Source organism: Sinomicrobium weinanense (genome assembly GCF_018863395.1).
Lineage (GTDB): Bacteria > Bacteroidota > Bacteroidia > Flavobacteriales > Flavobacteriaceae > Sinomicrobium > Sinomicrobium weinanense.
Genome location: NZ_JAHKRR010000002.1, coordinates 833,587 through 850,849 on the forward strand (window position 1 = coordinate 833,587; position 17,263 = coordinate 850,849).

15 protein-coding genes are annotated in these 17,263 nt (G+C 46.7%); 9 read left to right on the top strand and 6 right to left on the bottom strand.

The genetic code is table 11. The annotated features are described in order from the left end of the window. Positions 1-52: 52 nt before the first annotated feature. Positions 53-532, bottom strand: coding sequence for a Dps family protein (locus KN811_RS09125; protein WP_187965727.1), 480 nt, complete (start codon positions 530-532; stop codon positions 53-55). A 179-nt stretch (positions 533-711) separates the two neighbouring features. Between KN811_RS09125 and KN811_RS09130 the strand changes: the two genes are divergently transcribed. Beyond that, a complete protein-coding gene (locus KN811_RS09130; RefSeq protein ID WP_187965728.1) occupies positions 712-1,653 on the top strand; it encodes a LysR substrate-binding domain-containing protein in 942 nt (313 codons plus the stop codon). Between the two features lie 115 nt (positions 1,654-1,768). On the opposite strand, the gene KN811_RS21820 is transcribed toward KN811_RS09130, so the two are convergent. Both KN811_RS21820 and KN811_RS09135 read right to left on the bottom strand, forming a co-directional pair. Beyond that, entirely contained in the window at positions 1,769-1,966 is a 198-nt protein-coding gene (locus KN811_RS21820) for a hypothetical protein (protein ID WP_247716441.1), read from the bottom strand. Between the two features lie 177 nt (positions 1,967-2,143). Further along, positions 2,144-2,533 (bottom strand): acyl-CoA thioesterase, encoded by a 390-nt coding sequence (locus KN811_RS09135; RefSeq protein ID WP_187965729.1) that lies wholly within the window; start codon positions 2,531-2,533, stop codon positions 2,144-2,146. Positions 2,534-2,683: 150 nt separating this feature from the next. Between KN811_RS09135 and KN811_RS09140 the strand changes: the two genes are divergently transcribed. The 3 genes from KN811_RS09140 to KN811_RS21935 all read left to right on the top strand — a co-directional run bounded on the left by KN811_RS09140 (position 2,684) and on the right by KN811_RS21935 (position 6,098). After that, on the top strand, positions 2,684-3,472 hold the full coding sequence (locus KN811_RS09140) for a TIGR02757 family protein (RefSeq protein ID WP_187965730.1): 789 nt from the start codon (positions 2,684-2,686) through the stop codon (positions 3,470-3,472). A 324-nt stretch (positions 3,473-3,796) separates the two neighbouring features. After that, positions 3,797-5,287, top strand: coding sequence for a S10 family peptidase (locus KN811_RS09145; protein WP_187965731.1), 1,491 nt, complete (start codon positions 3,797-3,799; stop codon positions 5,285-5,287). Continuing rightward, complete coding sequence (locus KN811_RS21935; RefSeq protein ID WP_187965732.1) at positions 5,280-6,098, top strand: patatin-like phospholipase family protein; 819 nt, start codon at positions 5,280-5,282, stop codon at positions 6,096-6,098. Before KN811_RS09145 ends, KN811_RS21935 begins: the two co-directional genes overlap by 8 nt. A 70-nt stretch (positions 6,099-6,168) precedes the next feature. On the opposite strand, the gene KN811_RS09155 is transcribed toward KN811_RS21935, so the two are convergent. Genes KN811_RS09155 through KN811_RS09165 form a run of 3 tightly spaced genes read right to left on the bottom strand, consistent with a single transcriptional unit; the run spans position 6,169 to position 8,729 of the window. Further along, positions 6,169-7,560, bottom strand: a complete 1,392-nt coding sequence (locus tag KN811_RS09155; protein ID WP_187965733.1) for a DUF4097 family beta strand repeat-containing protein — start codon at positions 7,558-7,560, stop codon at positions 6,169-6,171. Continuing rightward, the gene (locus KN811_RS09160) at positions 7,532-8,134 is read right to left on the bottom strand and encodes a hypothetical protein (protein WP_187965734.1); all 603 of its coding nucleotides are present in this window, start codon (positions 8,132-8,134) and stop codon (positions 7,532-7,534) included. The genes KN811_RS09155 and KN811_RS09160 overlap by 29 nt, the downstream gene beginning before the upstream one ends. Before the next feature lie 55 nt (positions 8,135-8,189). Continuing rightward, the gene (locus KN811_RS09165; RefSeq protein ID WP_187965735.1) at positions 8,190-8,729 is read right to left on the bottom strand and encodes an RNA polymerase sigma factor; all 540 of its coding nucleotides are present in this window, start codon (positions 8,727-8,729) and stop codon (positions 8,190-8,192) included. Between the two features lie 341 nt (positions 8,730-9,070). Between KN811_RS09165 and KN811_RS09170 the strand changes: the two genes are divergently transcribed. From KN811_RS09170 to KN811_RS09190, 5 genes are all read left to right on the top strand, one after another. Continuing rightward, the gene (locus KN811_RS09170; RefSeq protein ID WP_187965736.1) at positions 9,071-9,667 is read left to right on the top strand and encodes a TetR/AcrR family transcriptional regulator; all 597 of its coding nucleotides are present in this window, start codon (positions 9,071-9,073) and stop codon (positions 9,665-9,667) included. Positions 9,668-9,998: 331 nt separating this feature from the next. Then, on the top strand, positions 9,999-11,186 hold the full coding sequence (locus KN811_RS09175) for an efflux RND transporter periplasmic adaptor subunit (RefSeq protein ID WP_187965737.1): 1,188 nt from the start codon (positions 9,999-10,001) through the stop codon (positions 11,184-11,186). Positions 11,187-11,351: 165 nt separating this feature from the next. Beyond that, positions 11,352-14,513 carry an efflux RND transporter permease subunit gene (locus KN811_RS09180; protein WP_187965738.1) on the top strand — a complete coding sequence of 1,054 codons (3,162 nt, stop codon included), beginning with the start codon at positions 11,352-11,354 and terminating at the stop codon, positions 14,511-14,513. Positions 14,514-14,520: 7 nt separating this feature from the next. Next, entirely contained in the window at positions 14,521-15,954 is a 1,434-nt protein-coding gene (locus tag KN811_RS09185) for an efflux transporter outer membrane subunit (protein ID WP_187965739.1), read from the top strand. 140 nt (positions 15,955-16,094) lie between these two features. Continuing rightward, the gene (locus KN811_RS09190) at positions 16,095-17,051 is read left to right on the top strand and encodes an aldose epimerase family protein (RefSeq protein WP_187965740.1); all 957 of its coding nucleotides are present in this window, start codon (positions 16,095-16,097) and stop codon (positions 17,049-17,051) included. The last annotated feature ends 212 nt before the right edge of the window (positions 17,052-17,263 follow it).

Sequence of the window (17,263 nt, forward strand, 5' to 3'; positions counted from 1 at the left end):
CGCCCTTTACTTTTATTTATCAATATTTATATCGTTTCCCTCTGCGAAGTTTTTATATTTTTTCGTCCAGCCACGCTTTCATCATCCAGATGGTCTTTTCCTGTTCGGTGATAAAATCGCTCATCATGGAATTGGTCCCTTCGTCATTTGCGTCGGCAGACTCATCGAGGATAACGCGTTCAATTTTGAGCAGTTCTGTCAGGGAATCTACCACCAGGGTCACTGCTGCTTCGTCCTGATGAACATTTTTACCTACGGGTACCTTGCCGGCCTTGATGTAATCTTCGAAAGTATGCAGGGGTGTTCCACCGAGGGTGAGGACCCGCTCCGCGATCATATCTATTTTTTCCTGGGTGTCGTTGTACAATTCCTCGAATTTTTCATGCAGGTCAAAAAAACGTTTTCCACGGATATTCCAGTGTATCCCCCTCAAATTCTGATAATAAAGTTGAAAATTAGCCAGTAAATTGTTAAGGTCTCTTTTTAGGTCTTCAGTTTTATTTACATCCAACCCTAAACTATTCAATTGCATAATTGTATGATTTTAAGTTCCTTGTTAATATACTACAAATTTACCCATTATTTATCGTGGTCAACGTATAACATTTATCAATAGTTTTTATATTTTTATCGAATAAAACTATGTAAATACCGGGAGAGGATATTGTTTTACCACAGGTAGAAATCTTTCTCCAAAGATACAATATAACAATGACCATAACGCAACTACAATACGTACTCGCCGTAGCGGAATACCAGAATTTTACACTGGCGGCCCAAAAGAGTTTTGTAACACAGCCCACCCTGAGCATGCAGATACAAAAACTGGAGGACGAACTGGACATCCTGATCTTCGACCGCAGCAAAAAACCCATACAACTTACGGAGGTAGGCAAAAAGATCGTGGACCAGGCCAGGAATATTGTCAGTGAATCCGGGAGGATCAAGGACATCGTTCACCAGGAGAAGGGATATATCGGAGGAGAGTTTAAGCTGGGGGTCATTCCTACGGTAATGCCAACACTGCTGCCCATGTTCCTCAAGAATTTTATCAATAAATACCCGAAGGTAAACATTAAGATCGAAGAACAAAATACGGCAACACTCATCCAGAAACTTATGGACGGGCACCTTGATGCCGCCATTGCAGCCACCCCGCTCGAAAATGAGCACATCAAGGAAAGAGTGTTGTATTACGAACCTTTTGTAGCGTACGTCCCCGAAGATCACCGTTTGCATTCCAACATGAAGATTGACACCGCCGATCTTAAAATAGAAGATGTCCTCCTTCTTGAGGATGGCCACTGTTTCCGTGACGGGGTCATTAACCTCTGCAATGCCGAAAAGAATTTTAAGGACGACCGGTTTCAACTGGAAAGCGGTAGCTTCGAAACCATGATAAGGCTGGCAGACGAAGGTATGGGCATGACCCTCCTGCCCTATCTGCACACGCTTGGCCTCAATGAAAAAGAAAAGAAAAACCTGCACTTCTTTAACGATCCCAGTCCGGCCCGGGAAGTTAGCCTCATTTATCACAAAAGTGAATTGAAATTACACATCATCGACGCACTCAAGGAAGTTATTTCGGGGGTGATCCGCGGCGCCATAGCTTTTCAGAACGTACAGATCATCAGTCCTATCGGCAAAAAGTAAAAAAGTTGGAGAAATAAAGAAATCAGGAATTCATCTGGATAGCAGACTTAAGGTTTACCGGTCTCCCGGCAAAGCCGATAAAACAAAAAATCCCGCTTCTGCGGGATTTTGATTGTTATGGTTTTAAATAGATTAAACATTGTGATAGTTCAGGTTTCCCTGAGATAAACTGGTTTAGCCAGATCTTTAATTCTTCCAGTTCATAGGGTAGTAATCGGTGTACTGCCTTTTCCACTTCTTTACAGAAAAGAACAGAATCAAAGCTAACTTTCTGGAGTACGACTTGGGTATACTCATACATAGCTCTTGCCATAGTTATGAACGTTTTTTAGGGTTAGTCCCGACCTTAACACCCGGGAAATAATTACACCAAATATAACGATTTTTTTATACGCATTATTTTAGCTAATCGTTAAATATTTCCTAATTAACTGATTTGCACCGATGTGCGAATGTGTCTATCTGTCCCCTGTCAATCTTTCATTATCCGTTATTTTTCTAACCGGTCCTTTACATATTCTATCCGGGTCTTACCATGTGGCTTGGGCTTGCCGTCTTCTCCCAGGTTTACCATTACGATCCTTTCAATGGAAATGATCGTAGCCCTGGTCATTTTATTCCGCACCTCACAGCGCAGGGTGACCGAACTCTTGCCAAAGTTCACCACATCGATCCCTATCTCAATAATGTCACCTTCCCTTGCGGAGTCAACAAAATTGATATCTGACATAAACTTGGTGACTACTTTTTTATTTTCGAGCTGAATAATGGAATACAGTGCCGCTTCTTCGTCTATCCACTGTAAAAGGCGCCCCCCGAACAGCGTACCGTTGGGGTTCAGGTCTTCGGGCTTAACCCATTTCCTGGTGTGAAATCTCATAGTTTTTGCATTATGTTTGTTCCTTAAAATTATTTATTTTGCCTGAAATAACCTAACCTGAATTATGATTTACGAATACTGACCTTAGAAGTATCTATTTTTAGTTTTTAACCCGATTATCAGCTCCTAACCTGAAAATTATTATAAATATTGAAATTACAAACCACAAAATCCCTAACACGGACAGAACTCAGGGAATTTCTCGACATCAAGGTCGCGCAATACAACCGCCCCGATTTTATCGGTACGGACCCCATACAGATACCGCATTCATTTTCCCGGAAAGAGGATATAGAAATTGCAGGCTTTCTCGCCGCCACCATCGCCTGGGGCAACCGCAAAACCATCATAGCGAATGCCAAAAAAATGATGGACCTAATGGGCAATGCCCCCTATGACTTTGTGATGTCCCACAAAACGGCAGACCTGGAAAAACTGGATACTTTTGTCCACCGTACATTTAACGGGGAAGACCTTCACTGTTTTGTACAAGCCCTTTGTCATATTTATTCCGAACACGGGGGCATGGAAAGCATTTTTGCCCGGTATGCCGAAGAAGGTTCGCTTCAGAAAGCCATCCATAAATTTAAAAAGTGCTTTTTCGGGATCCCGCATTTACGGCGAACGGAAAAACATGTTTCCGACCCGCTAAAAGGCTCCTCGGCAAAACGTATCAACATGTATCTCAGATGGATGGTCCGCAATGACAATACCGGGGTGGATTTCGGCCTCTGGAAAAGCCTTTCGCCCTCCCTGCTCTCCTGCCCCCTGGATGTACATTCCGGCAACGTTGCCCGCAAACTGGGGCTTTTAGAGCGAAAACAAAACGACGCCAAAGCACTGGCCGAACTGGACAAAAATCTCAGGAAACTCGACCCGAAAGATCCGGTAAAATACGACTTTGCCCTCTTTGGCCTGGGCGCATTTGAAAAGTTTTAATTATTTGCTAAGTACATAACAAAAAAATGATCATCTATGACGTAAAACGGGAGGACATAAGACATAGGACTTTAAAAAATAAACAAGCCAATTGCCGGTTTTTAGTATAACTGTTTTACAAACGGGCAACCGGTAACCGGAATTCGTCCTACGTCATAAGTCCTGAAATCATAGATCAAAACAATAGCATATTTAAATTTCTGTCATGTACTAAGAATTATTTATAGTAATTTAGGTGCTGAACAAAGACCAGATAAAATTAATTAACCGGAAACTGGCAACCGCCAACCGGTTTTCACATCACATTAAACGATAGACCACCACATGAAACAAAAGATCACCCCGTTGCTCCTGTTGCTTATCACCACATTGGCGTATGCCCAGAACAGGACACTCCCTACGGACACCACCATTACCACCACTCACGAAGTAACAGTCAACAACAACCGTTTTTCCTATACCGCTACTACGGGCACACAACCCGTCTGGGGAGAAGATGATACCCCCGTAGCTTCACTTTTCTATACCTATTACGAAAGGAACGGTATCAAGGACAGGGCCAACCGTCCGCTGGTCATTTCCTTTAACGGGGGCCCCGGTTCCGCTTCCGTATGGATGCACCTCGCCTATACCGGGCCGCGTGTACTGAACATTGACGATGAAGGTTACCCCGTTCAACCTTACGGCTTTAAGGAAAATCCCCATTCCATCCTCGACGTTGCGGACATCGTTTATGTAAACCCTGTGAACACAGGTTACTCCCGGCTTATAGAGACCGAAGATAGAAAAGCTAAAAAAGAGGATTTTTTCGGGGTAAATGCCGACATCAAATACCTGGCCGACTGGATCAACACCTTTGTAAGCCGGATCGGCCGCTGGCGCTCCCCGAAATACCTCATCGGCGAAAGTTACGGGACTACGAGGGTTTCCGGCCTGGCACTGGAGTTACAGAACCGGCAGTGGATGTACCTCAACGGAGTGATACTCGTTTCCCCTACCGAACTCGGAATAGAAAGGGATGGCCCCGTGGAAATTGCCAACCGCCTCCCCTATTTTGCAGCCGCGGCGTGGTATCACAAAATGCTCCCTGCTGACCTGCAACAAAAGGACCTGGAAGAAGTGCTCCCCGAAGTGGAAAACTATGCTGTTAACGAACTCCTTCCTGCACTGGTAAAAGGCGGGTTCCTCGACGAGGCCCGAAAAAAATCCATAGCCTCCCGAATGGCCCGTTATTCCGGTTTGTCCGAGAAGGTGATACTGCAACATAACCTCGAGGTGCCGTTCCGGTATTTCTGGAAGGAGCTGCTTCGCGATAAAGAAGGGTATACCATAGGCCGGCTGGATTCGCGCTACCTCGGCATAGACCGCAAAGATGCCGGTGATTCGCCCGACTACAATGCCGAACTGACTTCGTGGCTGCACTCCTTTACTCCGGCCATCAACCATTACCTCCGGGAAGAACTCAAGTTCGAGACCGATGTAAAATACAATATGTTCGGCCCGGTACATCCCTGGGACCGTTCCGATAACCATACGGGGGATAACCTCAGACAGGCCATGGCCCAAAACCCTTCGCTGCATGTTATGATCCAATCGGGATATTTTGACGGAGCCACTACCTATTTCAATGCCAAATACACCATGTGGCAAATGGACCCTTCCGGTAAACTCAGGGACAGGTTGCGTTTCGAAGCCTATCGCAGCGGACATATGATGTACCTGCGCAGGGAAGACCTGAAAACGGCCAACGACCATATTCGGGAATTTATCCTCAGTTCTGTTCCCGGAAAGGACCAGTCGGTAAAATATGAATAACTTTAATTCCTGTGCATTTATGCTAAGGTCTCTGTTCTCCAGGAAAAAAACTACTGCCCCCTATCGCTACGGTATAGCTTTGGGAGGGGGCGGTGCCCGGGGATTTGCGCATCTCGGAGTCCTGAAGGCCCTCCAGGAAGCGGGAATAAAACCGGATATCCTTTCCGGGGTTAGTGCCGGGGCCATTGTAGGCGCCTTTATAGCCGGGGGATTTTCCCCGGACGAGGTCTTTGAGATCATGAAGGAAAACAGGTTGGGAAACTTTACCAGTATTCAACTGCCCAGGGACGGGCTTCTGAACTTCGACAAATTGCAGCACACCATCACCCGCTTTATCACAGCCAAAAACATCGAAGACCTTCCTATCCCCTTTTATATTGCAGCTTCCAACCTCAACGATGGGATCATTGAATATTTCGACAAAGGTGAACTGGGAAAAATCGTACAGGCCTCCGCTTCTATCCCGATTCTGTTCTCCCCGGTGAAGATCAACGGCAAAAAGTATGTCGACGGCGGGATCTTTGACAATGTTCCCATAGCTCCCCTACGGGGGAAATGCGAAACCATCATCGCTATAAACATAAGCCCCATGCAAAAAGCAGACAAGCTGAACAACCTCATAGACATCGCCACCAGGACCTTTCATCTGAGCGTGGAATCTACTTCTGTCCATAAAAAAGAGGAGTGTGATATTTATATCGAACCTCCCGAACTGTACAACTACCCCATCCTCGATGCCTCCAAAGCGGAGAAAATGTTCCGGATCGGGTATGAGTACACCAAAACGATGGATGCATTGTTACCTGAATGACTTCAGAAAACATTTCCAACAGAACAATGAAAAAGACCAAAGACTATTGAAAATTGCCCAAAAAAACAGTTCAGTTAAAAGTGACTTCGCTATACCTGGCCTCCAGTGTTATTTGTTTTTCGGGGTCATTCTTTTTATGATAGCCCTTCATTTGAGTATGGTTTCCTTCCTTGCTGGTAGAGACCTTTAACCGGTGCGGTAATACGATCTCGGAATTACTGCCGTTCAGATCCACCCCAAATGCCGATCCGGGAAGTTCGATCACTGCATTGGTATTGTCCAGGACCACATCGAGCCTGCTGAAATTGTCGCCTATTCGGTCTATTTGCAACTTACCGAAACTTCCCTGTATGTATCCTTTGTGCAAGAGGTTTTCTACCGTCACATCCGAAGAATTGGATATGAGTTCCAGGTTGCCCACATTTTCCAGCCTAACCTCCCTGACGTAATTGACCTGGAGCTTCCCCCCGTTCCAGTTTTGTACCAGAACAGGAGCATAGGAAGTTTCTATCGAGGTTTCCCTGCCGTCCACGCTTTTGGCCCGGAGGGTAGCATGCGAGAGGGTAGCCCGGACATTCTCGGAGTTTTCGGCCAGTTTTACTTCGCCATGACGTACATTTATTTTCAGTTTTGCCCCTTTGGGCATTTTTATCAGGATACGTTTTTTTACGTTGACCTCTGTCTCCTTGCCGTTGTCGTAGAAATAAAATACGGATTTCCCGTTTTTTATGGCTTTTTTCCTTGCTTCGGCAGCCTTCTCCCTGATCTTTTTGGTTGCCTCACGGGCTTTTCTGGTTTGCTCCTGCATCTTTTCCCGGTCGATCTTTATCTCTTTTGCCTCTTCCATTATCTTTTCCCTGTGTGATTCCATCTCTTCTTTCCAGGACTCCATTTGTTTTTTGAAATCTTCATCAAAAGCCTTTTGCCATTTCTCTTTCCAGGCTTCCATATATTTGTCCCCATCTTTCCGGTAGGCTTCATAATCAAAAGAGAGATTGGTCATGTCCAGTACCTTAGGAGGCATCGGAGGTACCGGAGGCACAGGTATATCCGACAGGGTCGGGATTTCGGGCATTTCCGGAATATCGGGAAGTTCCGGCAATACAAAACTGAGGTCCATACTGTCCATTTCCATACCGTAATGCATCCATACATTGCCTGGGCGAGTGATCACGGATACCTTGTTTTTATTGCCCGTAGCCTCGAACTTCCAGCCTTTAAAATATTTTTCGGCCTCTTCCCGGCTTATTCCGTCCGTGACAATCGTAGCCACTACTTCTACCGTGTTTTTATCCCAGGTTTCAAATTCCACATCGGTATGCCTAGTGTTTACTTCTACGGTGACATCCTTGTTTACATCGAAATTCTCCCGGAACGTTTTGGATTCTTTTTGTGCCTGTACCTGTATGGCAAAGAGCCATACAAACAATACACTACACCTGTAAATATGCTGTTTTTTCATTGTTCCTGCTTTTTAATTCCTGTAATTTATCTTTTAAGCGGTAGAGTAGCTGCAACCGCATCTTCAGGTTGTCTATCAGGGCTATGACCGTCTGTTCGTTGGGCCCGACGTCGTTCAATTCCCGGTTCAGCGTCTGGTATTCTTCGTTGAGCTCGGCGAGCCGCTGCATATAACCGTCAAAAAGCTGTCTGTTCGTTTCGTCTACCTCCATGCGTGACAACTCCCAGTTTATGGTGGTCACATAATAATTTTCCACCTTTTTCAGATCCGGCGAAAGATCGCCCAGCGAAATCTGCTCCGTTCTGTCTTCGGGATCGGATACATCTGTTATCGCAGGTTCGTCTTCCGTCACTGCCCTGTTTTTCCCTGTTTCGTAAAAGGCAATGGTAATCCCGACGATGATCAGAAGGGAAGCTGCAATCTTCCATCCCGGTCCTCCGGACCAAAACCTCTTTCCGGTCCTCTTTTCGGGCAGTTCCCGCTCCAGCCGGGCCAGAAAACGATCTTCGTGCCCTTCCGGCATCTTGTCCTGCTGGTCGTACGTTTCTTTTATTAATTTCCTGAGGTCCTTCATAAGCCTTTCTTTTAGTTATCCCGGTCTGCTTACAGACCGGGTAACTTTATCTTTCTTATACCTTTCTGTATGCTTTTAACAGCTCCCGGAGCTTCTTTTTCCCCCGGAAGAGCAATGTCCTGGAGTTTACTTCCGTTATACCCAGTATTTCCGATATTTCTTCATGGTCATAACCTTCCACCAGGAAAAGCATGGTCACATACCTGCTGCCTTCGGGCAATTGTTCCATAGCGCCGGCTATCATTTTCGGACTAAGGCTGTTTTCTACCATCCATCCCTCCGTTTCTTCCCCGGAGATCTCCGGGAATACATCTTCTACGGACAGCAGCCGTTCCTTTTCTCTTTTTATCCGGTCCAGGCAATTATTGATAACAATGCGTTTGAGCCATGCCCCGAAAGCGATTTCCTGCCTGTACTGGTGCAGTTTCCGGAAAGCCTTGATAAAGGCCTCCTGGACCACATCTTCTGCATCTTCCCTGTTATGCAGGTAGCGTCTGGCCACACAGAACATGGCGTCGCAATATTGCCTGTACAGCTTTAATTGCGCCCTGCGATCGTTATTCTTACATTTTTCAACAAGGTCTGTCTGGAGCATTCCGGCCGGTTTGTACTGTTATTTGAACTGATTAACTTTATAGATGCACTAAACATCCGTCATCAATCTTAAAAGCCCCGTAGCTTTCATCTTTATAGACGACACAAAATATTCTATGTTGCAATTTTTCGAAAATTTTATACTTTTACTCCAGAAAAGATATGTAAAAAACGGTAAAATTGTTCAAAATATCTTCACAACACACTCAAAAACAACATTTTAACACCAAATTATCTTTTCATCAAAAAACGGACTTCTCTTTCTTATGAAAAATTTAACAATAAGGATTTGCAATTTATAGACGACCGGTCATATATTTGCTCTGTCAAATTGAAGTAGCTTTGCCAATATCTGTAAAACATAAAGAAAAAACCACACTTCTTCTGGACAAGGGATTAGAATTACTTTGGTCCAGGGGATACAATGGTACCAGTGTTAACGATATTGTCAAGATAGCCGACGTTCCTAAAGGTTCTTTTTATTTTTATTTTGACTCCAAGGAAGATTTTGCCGTTAAGGCGCTCAACAGGTACTATACCCTGAAAAGGGAAGCCACAGCCGAAATGCTGGAAAACGAGTTGGTCTCCCCGGCCCAGAGGCTCTACGATTATTACGACAGGCGGGTTACCATAATGAAAGAGCAACTAAAGTGCACCCTGGGTTGTATGGCCTGTAATATTGGCAACGAAATGGCAGAGCACAGTGAAAAGATACGTCTTACGGTTGTAAACCATGAAAAAACAATAAGACGGCAGATCATCGATGTTGTGGTAGCCGCTCAAATAAATGAAGAAATAGACCATACCATCGACCCCGGTAAAATTGTGGCATTTATCGAAGACGCCTTTAAGGGCATGCTGACTTCCATGAAAGCAACCCAAAGTGCGGAACCCCTGGATAATTTTTTATTCTTTTTGAGAACCCTCATACTGAAATAAAATTTTTTTACACCTTTAGTAGACGACCGGTCATTTTTAAAAACAAACACCAAACTAAATCCAAAAGCGCTATGAAACATTCTGCATCAACTACCTGTAACGTTTTGTAATTCTGAAAAACACTTCATGGTGTCACGTTTCTTCCTGAGTATTTGTCTTTATAACAAATCGTAAAAACAAATATCGTGGAAAGGACCAGTACTGTATTAACACCTGTTGTGGTATTCACAGAACGAACAACATTCATCAAAAATCATCCGTAAACCAAAGAGAGGAAAGAAAGAGCGTTCCGGAAATTTTTATTCCGGTACTTTTTTTCAACAACAACGCTATGAAAAAACACAATTATTTCAGCGCAGGGATTCTTTTATCCCTATCCCTGCTGACCATTTCGACTATAGTATCGTGCAGCAACAGCAATGCAGCCGAGCAGGGGCCACAGGCCCTGACAGCCCCTTATATTGTGCCATCCACAGAAAAGATCACTGACTGGAGCGAATATATAGGCCGGTTTGAAGCCTCAGAACGTGTAGAAGTCCGTTCCCGTGTTAATGGTTACATCCAATCGGTCAATTTCCGTGACGGGGATATCGTGAAAAAGGGACAAACCCTTTTTGTCATCGATCAACGCCCGTTCTATACGGCACTAAAACAGGCCGAAGCTGACAAATTGCAAGCCCAAGCCGATCTTCACCGTACAGAGAGTGACTACGAGCGTATTGCTTCTGTCCAGGATTCCAGGGCCGTATCGGCCGAAGAGGTAGAGCAGCGCAAACAGATCGCCAAATCTGCGGAGGCACGGCTTATGGCCGCCAATGCCAGATTGGCCGAAGCTCAGCTCAATCTAAGCTATACAGAGGTTAAGGCGCCCATTACCGGGAAGATCAGTATAGATTTTGTAAACCCCGGAAACTACATTACCGGAGGTGCTGCAAATGCTACTTTACTGACCACTGTCCTGGCCGTAGATCCCATTCACTTCTATTTTGAAGGGAATGAAGATGACTTTCTGAAGTTTCACGCTTCGCCTTCTCCGGAGGGAAATACGACGGCCATGCAAAAACCCGTGGTAGTGAAACTCTCTTCTGAGGACAATTATTCCCGTAAAGGGTATATGGATTTCGTGGATAACGAGATCAGGCGGAATACCGGGACCATCCGCGGCCGTGCCGTTTTCAAGAACCCGGACATGCAGCTCGAAGCCGGGATGTTTGGCCGCCTTCGCCTGCTGGAAGAGACAAAGACCGATGCCATCCTCATTCCCGAAGACGCCATAAGCAGTAGCCAGTCGCAAAAGATCGTGTATACCATCGGTGCCGATAGCACCGTACAGGTAAAGCCCGTAAGGCTGGGAAAACTCTATCGTGAAAAATACAGGATCATTACCGGCGGCCTCACCACGGACGACCGGATCATTACAGGGAATCTCCTGAAGGTAAGGCCCGGAATGAAAGTCCTGCCCGAACAGCAATCCTTTGCTGTTGCCCCGCAGGACACCCTTTCCATAGCCTCGCGTTAGATAATGCCCTACATACTATTTTTCTGTCTCTCTCCCGGTAGTGAAAATACCGGGGGAAAGACATTTTATTACCTGGTTTCAAAACCGTCCATTACCAACAGATGGAAAGACCTCTGCAGCGCACAGGCCCTTTAAGTCTCTCCATTTCAAAAAGCAACAAAACACATGAAATTCAGTCACACTTTTATAAAAAGGCCGATCTTATCTATCGTCATCTCCATTATACTGATGATCATTGGAGGGCTGGCCTATTTTACGCTTCCCATATCGCAATACCCGGATGTAGCGCCTCCCACTGTAGTGATCAGGGCTACTTATCCCGGAGCGAGTGCGGAAACCATTTCCAAAACTGTTGCCACTCCCCTGGAACAGGAGATAAACGGAGTAGAAGGCATGATCTATATGTTTTCCCAGGCCACCAACGACGGTGCCCTTGAAGTCACTGTATCCTTTGAACAGGGAGTGGATGTAGATAACGCCCAGGTCCTCGTACAAAACCGGGTAGCCATCGCCGAGCCCCGCCTGCCCGAACAGGTACGGCGGCTCGGGGTCACCACGGAAAAGAGCTCTCCCGACCTGATGATGGTTGTTCACATGATATCACCTGACAATACCTATGACCAGACCTATCTGGCCAATTACGCCAACTTCCAGATCATAGACCGCCTGTCGCGTATAGACGGAATAGGTGCGGTAAGAATGTTCGGGGGCGATGAGTATTCGATGAGGATATGGCTCAATCCCGACCTGATCGCTACTATGGATATGACCCCGAATGAGATCCTCGCGGCCCTGCGTTCCCAGAACATTCAAATAGCAGGCGGAACGCTGAACCAGCAGCCGCTGACCACCCAGAATGCTTTTGAGATCAATGTACAGACCCAGGGAAGGCTCCAGACCATCGAAGAATTTGAGAATATCATAGTTCGAAATGGCGAGCAGGGAGAACTGGTACGGGTTAAAGACATAGGCCGGGTAGAGCTCGGTGCAGCCAGTTATGCCACTAAAGGATACCTCAGTGAATATCCCGCTGTGGCCCTCCCCATCTTTCAGCGGCCGGGAACCAATGCCCTGGAAACCGCCGACGCCATAAAAGCCACGATGAAAGAGGCCGCAAAGGATTTTCCAAAAGGTATAGAATACCGTATTGCTTATAACCCCACCGAATTTATACAACAGTCCATTGACGAAGTGGGACACACCATATACGAGGCCGTATTCCTGGTCGTACTTGTTATTATCCTGTTCCTGCAAACCTGGCGTGCTGCCATTATACCCATCCTGGCTATCCCGGTATCGCTTATAGGAACATTTGCCGTAATGCAGGGGCTTGGATATTCCCTGAATTACCTGACCCTTTTCGGGCTGGTTCTCGCCATTGGTATCGTAGTGGATGATGCCATCGTCGTCGTGGAGAACATGGAACGGAACCTCCGGGAAGGCATGAGTGTAAAAAAGGCGGCAAGGAAAACCATGAACGAAGTAGGTGGAGCGCTTATAGCAATGGGGTTGGTCCTGGTGGCTGTATTTTTGCCTACCGCATTCCTCGAAGGGATCAGCGGGCAGTTCTACAGCCAGTTCGGGGTAACCATTGCCGTGGCTACCGTGATCTCCGTTTTTGTTTCCCTGAGCCTGAGCCCTGCCATTGCAGCCATCGTTATGAAAAAGCACAAGGAAGAAGAACACAAGCCATCGGCCACCACGGCAAAACTGGGCTTTGTCCCCAAATTCTTTGCCGGTTTTAACCGCCTTATGGATTGGCTGTCCCTGCGTTACGGACAATTAACCTCCAAATTTATCCATGCAAGGCGATGGGTGCTTGTCGTATACGCCGGACTTATCCTCCTCACCGTATTTGCATTCTACAGTGTGCCTACCGGATTTATTCCGGCACAGGACCAAGGGTATTTTATTTCGGTGATACAACTGCCGCCGGGTTCTTCCCTGGAAAGGACTGACAAAGTGGTAAAAAGAGCTATCGACAGCGTGCTGACCATAGACGGGATCAGCGATGCCGTGGCCTTTACCGGTTTTGATGCCGCTTCCTTTACCAACTCGTCCAATGCAGGCGTTATATTTCCGGTATTGGAAGATTTTCAGACCAGGAAATCCAAAGGTATTTCCTATGCCAATATCCAGGCCCAACTAAACAGCAAGCTCGGCGTTTTCAAAGATGCATTTGTAGTGAACATTACACCTCCGCCCGTAAGGGGTATCGGTAATGCCGGAGGGTTTAAACTGATGCTTCAGGACAAAAGTGACCTGGGAAGCCAGCAATTGTTGCAATCCGGCTATGAACTTATGGCCGCAGCCAATGCAGACCCCGTACTTTCTGACGTGTTCACATTTTTCAACACGAGTTCACCACAATTGTTCTTTGACCTCGACAAGGAACGTGCCCAAAAACTGGGAATACCGATAGAAGAGATCTCCAGTGCCATAGAAGTATACCTGGGATCTGCATTTGTCAATGATTTTAACCTGCTGGGAAAAACCTTCCGGGTGACTGCCCAGGCCGACGGGGATTACAGATATGGCCCCGAAGACCTTACCCGTATCCGCGTGAAGAACAAGAACAACGACATGATACCTCTCGGGGCCATAGGAGAGCTCAAGGATATTTCCGGACCGTCGCGGGTTCCCCGTTATAACCTCTACCCCGCCCTGGGGCTTACCGGGAACGCCTCACCGGGATACAGTTCCGGAGAAGCCCTGGAAGCCATGGAGCGCCTGGCAGAGCAAACCCTGCCCGATGGGATTGACTACGAGTGGACAGATATAGCCTATCAGCAGAAAAAATCCGGAAATACAGCGGGTATTGCCTTCGCCCTGGCCGTGTTGTTTGTCTTTTTACTGCTGGCCGCCCAATACGAAAGCTGGGTACTTCCCCTTGCGGTGATCCTTATCGTGCCCATGTGTCTGCTCTCCGCCATGCTCGGGGTAGGCATCGCCGGAATGGACAACAATATCCTCACCCAGATAGGGCTGGTAGTGCTGGTAGGACTTGCCAGTAAGAACGCCATCCTTATCGTGGAGTTTGCCAAACAGCTCGAAGACCAGGGGTATGCCCTTGAAGAAGCAGCCAAAGAAGCAGCAAGGCTCCGCCTTCGCCCCATACTGATGACGGCATTTGCCTTTATCCTCGGTGTAGTGCCACTGGTGCTCGCATCGGGTGCAGGGGCCGAAATGAGGCGATCATTAGGTACAGCAGTATTCAGCGGTATGCTGGGAGTGACCTTTTTCGGACTGCTCTTTACTCCCGTATTCTATGTACTGTGCAGAAAAATAGCTGTCAAAAAAACAAAAACTATCGACGTAAAAGCATAATATTAAGATGATCAATTTCTTGAAATACGCAACCCTCACCCTTGCCGGGTGGGTTACCCTGTCTGTACAAGCCCAGGATTCCCTGACAGGCTGGAAATGGCAGGATGTTCCCGGGGAAAACGTGGAATTATATATTGGAAACGATACCATTACGGAAAATGCTGTCCCGATAACAGATGTTTCCCCCTGGTGGGAGGCTTTCGGTTATCCTGCACTGGACAGCCTTGTCCGAAAGGCGATCTCCAATAACGTAGACCTTAAGATCGCCAGGGCCAGGGTAGAACAGGCCAGGGCAAACAAACGCATAGCCCTGGCAGAAATGTTCCCTTCCATACGTTTCGAACCTTCATTCGTACGGCAGGAATTCTCGGCAAACCGGCCGAATCCCTTCGGGGGACAACTCGGCAGGGCCACACTCAACACCTATGAGCTGCCTCTTACCCTGTCTTACGAACTGGATGTCTTTGGCAAAAACATCAACAATGTAGAAGCCAATACACTGATTTCCGAGGCCAGTGAAGAAGACCGAAAGAATACCCTGCTGAGTGTCACTGCTGAAATTGCCAGGAATTATTTCCTGCTGTTGCAACTCGATGCGGAAAACGACCTTCTGCAACATACGGAAAAGACTCGGAAGGACAACCTGGAGATCACCTCCACCCGCTACGAAGCCGGACTCGTAAGCCAGATCGACGTTTTGAGGGCCAAAACAGAACTCTCTTCCGTACAGGTACAGCTCAAAAACAACAGGCAACTCCGGACCGAGATTGAACTGACACTGGCCACACTGGCCGGGGAAGATGCAAGTACCTTTCACTTACCTCATGGCAAGGTCAGCTATCTTCCTCCTTCTGTGGCTTTCATGGAAAAGGATTCCCTGGCCCTGTCCAGGCCCGACCTCAAAGCAGCCAAACTTTTACTGGAATCGTCAGACAAAAAGGTAAGCAGCCAGTGGAAAGAACTCCTGCCCTCCTTCTATCTCAACGGTTCCTATGGCTACCTGTCCGGTAATACCGATAATCTTATTGAAGATAACGGCAGGACATGGCTCGCAGGCATATCCGCTTCCCTGCCTATTTTTGAAGGCGGGCGAAAACGTTCGGAAATTAAACTGAGGCGAAGCGAATTACAGGAAGCCAAAGAAAACTACAATCGCCTTACCCTGGAGTCTTATCGCCAGGTGGAAAATGCCTATGCCCGGCTGCAATGGGTCCACCGCCAGCTCCTGTCCCAGCAACAATTCGTAGTTGCGGCCAGGGATGCAGCTACCCTGACCAGTGAACGTTATCGCAAAGGACTGGTAAACTACATCGACGTGGTGGATGCAGAACGACAGGTCCTCGAAGCCGAGCGCCTCAGTGTACAGCTTTTTGGGCAGGAGCTCACCGGGCGCGTTACCCTGATTCAGTCCCTCGGATTGTTTCCTGATAAGCTGGAATAGAAAATCCTGATGAGACCCTAAACGGGTATTTATCCCAATCCTCTCTATATATTTCGTTTTATTTACAACACAGAAACCCTGCAAACGCGGGGTTTTTGTATTTTAGCTTTCCGATACATATTTTTAAAAAAGCATTTTCGTTGAAACATTCAATAAAGAACGCCCACATAGGCCTGAACACCTTCAATTACGGTGCAACCATTCAACAACTTCTCATAAAAGACAAAAACGGCAATGATGTCAATGTTGTTCTCGGTTTTGACAAAGAAGAAGACTATTACGATAATCCTTTTTATCTAGGCGCCTCCATAGGCCGCTATGCCGGGAGGATAAGCCAGGGAGGTTTTTCCCTGAACGGAGATCATTTTGCCCTTCACCAGGAAAATGGTGTACACCTGCACGGCGGCAAGAACGGATTGAACAAAAAACACTGGCAACTGGAAAGCATGGAACAAGACACCGATACTCCTTTTATTACCTATTCCGTAACCAGTCCGCACCTGGAAGAAGGTTACCCCGGAAACTTAAAAGTAAGCGTCACCTACCGGCTTGTCGGCAACCGCCTGGAAATAGCCTATGAAGCCACGACAGACAAGGCCACTGTGCTCAACCTTACCAATCATGCTTATTTTAACCTGGAAGGGAAAGACTCTGTTTTGAATCACGAATTAAAGCTGAGCAGTAAAACGTTTGTGGAGCTCGACAAAAAGCTGCTTCCCACGGGAGATTTCCTTTTTGTTAAAGATAGCGCCTATGACTTCCTCAACCCTGAGATCATTGGCAACAAACCGGGATTTTCCGGGATAGACGATGTATTTGTACTGAATGGAGAAGGCCTGGCAGCCATATTGTATTCACCTGAGACAGGTATTGAGATGAAGGTGGCCACCAATCAACGGGCCATGGTCATTTATACTCCTGAAGACCTTGGGGAGAGAAATTTTGTAAACGGGGCAAATTACGGGAATTTTTCTTCCATTTGTTTTGAAGCCCAGACTTTCCCCGATGCACCCAACCAGCCCAATTTCCCTTCGGCAGTATTACAACCCGGGGAAGTTTACAGCAATAAAACAATCCTTGAATTCGGGATAAGATAATACAGCAGGGCTTTAACCGGGGCAGGTACGTCTCTTACAAATTATTTCAGCACATTAGCCCCTGAATTATTACACAGAGAAGGCGCAAGGAATCACGGAGCATCTCTGTGATTTCTCCGGGTATCTCTGTGGAAAAAATAAATTCATTAAGTAACTTTCTACTACTACCCAATATTTGTTTCCCGAAGCAGACCAAAAGAAATCGTATTTTT

What these genes read in the sequence shown, in the direction of transcription:
- KN811_RS09125 (WP_187965727.1), bottom strand. Translation starts at nt 532, where the DNA reads ATGCAATTGAATAGTTTAGGGTTGGATGTAAATAAAACTGAAGACCTA.
- KN811_RS09130 (WP_187965728.1), top strand. Translation starts at nt 712, where the DNA reads ATGACCATAACGCAACTACAATACGTACTCGCCGTAGCGGAATACCAG.
- KN811_RS21820 (WP_247716441.1), bottom strand. Translation starts at nt 1,966, where the DNA reads ATGGCAAGAGCTATGTATGAGTATACCCAAGTCGTACTCCAGAAAGTT.
- KN811_RS09135 (WP_187965729.1), bottom strand. Translation starts at nt 2,533, where the DNA reads ATGAGATTTCACACCAGGAAATGGGTTAAGCCCGAAGACCTGAACCCC.
- KN811_RS09145 (WP_187965731.1), top strand. Translation starts at nt 3,797, where the DNA reads ATGAAACAAAAGATCACCCCGTTGCTCCTGTTGCTTATCACCACATTG.
- KN811_RS21935 (WP_187965732.1), top strand. Translation starts at nt 5,280, where the DNA reads ATGAATAACTTTAATTCCTGTGCATTTATGCTAAGGTCTCTGTTCTCC.
- KN811_RS09155 (WP_187965733.1), bottom strand. Translation starts at nt 7,560, where the DNA reads ATGAAAAAACAGCATATTTACAGGTGTAGTGTATTGTTTGTATGGCTC.
- KN811_RS09160 (WP_187965734.1), bottom strand. Translation starts at nt 8,134, where the DNA reads ATGAAGGACCTCAGGAAATTAATAAAAGAAACGTACGACCAGCAGGAC.
- KN811_RS09165 (WP_187965735.1), bottom strand. Translation starts at nt 8,729, where the DNA reads ATGCTCCAGACAGACCTTGTTGAAAAATGTAAGAATAACGATCGCAGG.
- KN811_RS09175 (WP_187965737.1), top strand. Translation starts at nt 9,999, where the DNA reads ATGAAAAAACACAATTATTTCAGCGCAGGGATTCTTTTATCCCTATCC.
- KN811_RS09180 (WP_187965738.1), top strand. Translation starts at nt 11,352, where the DNA reads ATGAAATTCAGTCACACTTTTATAAAAAGGCCGATCTTATCTATCGTC.
- KN811_RS09185 (WP_187965739.1), top strand. Translation starts at nt 14,521, where the DNA reads ATGATCAATTTCTTGAAATACGCAACCCTCACCCTTGCCGGGTGGGTT.